Annotated in this window: 4 protein-coding genes; 1 reads left to right on the top strand and 3 read right to left on the bottom strand. The window is 71.5% G+C overall.

Annotated features, from left to right (window positions below):
* Window positions 1-448: thiamine phosphate synthase (locus C5O18_RS09080; RefSeq protein ID WP_206389831.1), on the top strand; the 448-nt coding region annotated here is incomplete at its 5' end.
* Window positions 449-463: 15 nt separating this feature from the next.
* Here C5O18_RS09080 and C5O18_RS09075 read toward each other — a convergent pair.
* Genes C5O18_RS09075 through C5O18_RS09065 form a run of 3 tightly spaced genes read right to left on the bottom strand, consistent with a single transcriptional unit; the run spans window position 464 to window position 1,686 of the window.
* Complete coding sequence (locus tag C5O18_RS09075) at window positions 464-667, bottom strand: DNA gyrase inhibitor YacG (protein ID WP_105193288.1); 204 nt, start codon at window positions 665-667, stop codon at window positions 464-466.
* On the bottom strand, window positions 664-1,266 hold the full coding sequence (coaE, locus tag C5O18_RS09070; protein WP_105193286.1) for a dephospho-CoA kinase: 603 nt from the start codon (window positions 1,264-1,266) through the stop codon (window positions 664-666). The genes C5O18_RS09075 and coaE overlap by 4 nt, the downstream gene beginning before the upstream one ends.
* A gap of 9 nt (window positions 1,267-1,275) precedes the next feature.
* Window positions 1,276-1,686, bottom strand: a complete 411-nt coding sequence (locus C5O18_RS09065) for a prepilin peptidase (protein WP_478209692.1) — start codon at window positions 1,684-1,686, stop codon at window positions 1,276-1,278.
* Between the last annotated feature and the right edge of the window lie 107 nt (window positions 1,687-1,793).

Here is a 1,793-nt window from a genome sequence, read left to right as displayed (position 1 = left end):
ATCCGCGCAGTTGATCGACGGGGCGTGCCGGCTGCTCGCGTTGGCAGGCCCGGACGGCCCGCCGCTGCTGCTGCATGGCGATCCGGCGCTGCTGGCCCGGGTGCCCGGCGCCGCCGGTGTGCATCTGCCGGCGGCGGCCAGTCGGCTGCTGGCCGCCACGTCCGGGCGTCCGGCCGGGCTGCGGCCGGGGCAGCTGCTGTCGGTGGCCGCCCATGACGCGCATGAACTGTCGCTGGCCATGGCTCTGCAGGCGGATTGTGCGCTGCTTTCGCCGCTGAAGCCGACAGCGTCACATCCGGGGGCGGAGGCGCTGGGCTGGTCGCGCTGGCGCCGGCTGGTGGCGGATGCTCCGCTGCCCGTCTATGCGCTCGGCGGCATGCATCCGGCCGATCTGGACACGGTGCGCGCGGCGGGCGGTCGTGGCGTAGCGGGCATCAGCGGTTTCTGAACGCTGTCTGCGGGCTCAGAATTCGTCCTGGTCGGGCGGTGTTTCCACCGGAATCGCGTAGCGCTCCGAGGCCCAGGCCCCGAGGTCGATCAGCCGGCAGCGTTCGCTGCAGAACGGCCTGAACGGCGATTCGGCACTCCAGTCGCCCGGTTTGCGGCATGACGGGCAGTGAATCCTGGGCACACCTGCGGTTCCCGTGTTTCCGCTGGCGCGACTCATGTCGAGGCTTCCTGCAGATAGCCGGCGTGCAGACGTTCCACGCCCGCCTGCAGCGCGGCCAGCGTGCCGTCGTTCAGCAGCACGTCATCGGCCCGGGCCAGGCGCTGCTCGCGGCTCCACTGGGCCTTCAGGATGGCTTCGATCTGTCCCGGGCTGACGCCGTCGCGTGCCGAAGCGCGCGCTATCTGCAGGTGCTCGGGGGCATCGACCAGCAGCGTGCGTCGCACCAGCGCGGACTGGCCGCTCTCCCAGAGCAGCGGCGAGGCGAGGATGGCGTAGGGTGAATCCGCCGCCGTCAGCTCCCGCTCCAGGGTCTCGCGTATGGCCGGGTGCGTAATGGCCTCCAGCGCTTTGCGCTGGGCCGGGTCGCTGAACACGATTTCGCGCAGCACGGGGCGCAGCAGACGGCCGTCGGCATCCAGCACCCGGTCGCCGAAATGCGCGGCGATGGCGGCCAGGGCCGGCTGCCCGGGCTCGACGACCTTGCGTGCGGCCAGGTCGGCATCCACGACGACGATGCCGAGGCGCTGGAAGTGGTCGGTGACGGCGGTCTTGCCGGAGCCGATGCCGCCGGTGACGCCAAGTATCCATCGGGACATGCGTGTTTCTCAGTAAGGAAGGGTCGNTCCGTCGCGGCCGGTGACCAGCCTGAAGCCGCCGGCGACCAGCCACAGCGACAGATAGCCGGCGGCTGCGCCCCAGACGGCATCGCCCAGGTCGGTGCCGGCTGGGTTCAGGCCCAGGCTGGTGACCAGCAGGCCGGTCCAGAGCAGGGGCAGGGTGATGCGGTCGGGCAGCCACTGGCTGGCCTGGTCGACCAGCGCGGCGGTCAGCAGGGTGACCAGCAGACCGTAGCAGGCCAGTGCTTCGGCGCCGGGGCCCAGCTGCCAGACGGAAAGCACCGCGAGGCCGGCGCTTGCCAGCTCCACCAGCGGATAGCGCGAACTGATGCCGGCCTGGCAGTGGTGACAGCGACCGCGCAGGGCCAGCCAGCTCAGCACGGGAACCAGATCGATCAGCCGCAGCGGTGTCCGGCAGTGCGGGCAGTGCGAGCGGGGCTGGCTGAGGCTCAGGCGCGGCGGTGTTGCGGTGACGGTCGTGTCAGGGCCTGCGGCCTGGCGCAGCT

This window comes from Amnimonas aquatica (genome assembly GCF_002943415.1).
Lineage (GTDB): Bacteria > Pseudomonadota > Gammaproteobacteria > Pseudomonadales > Moraxellaceae > Perlucidibaca > Perlucidibaca aquatica_A.
This window is presented reverse-complemented; position numbering and strand designations above follow the sequence as displayed.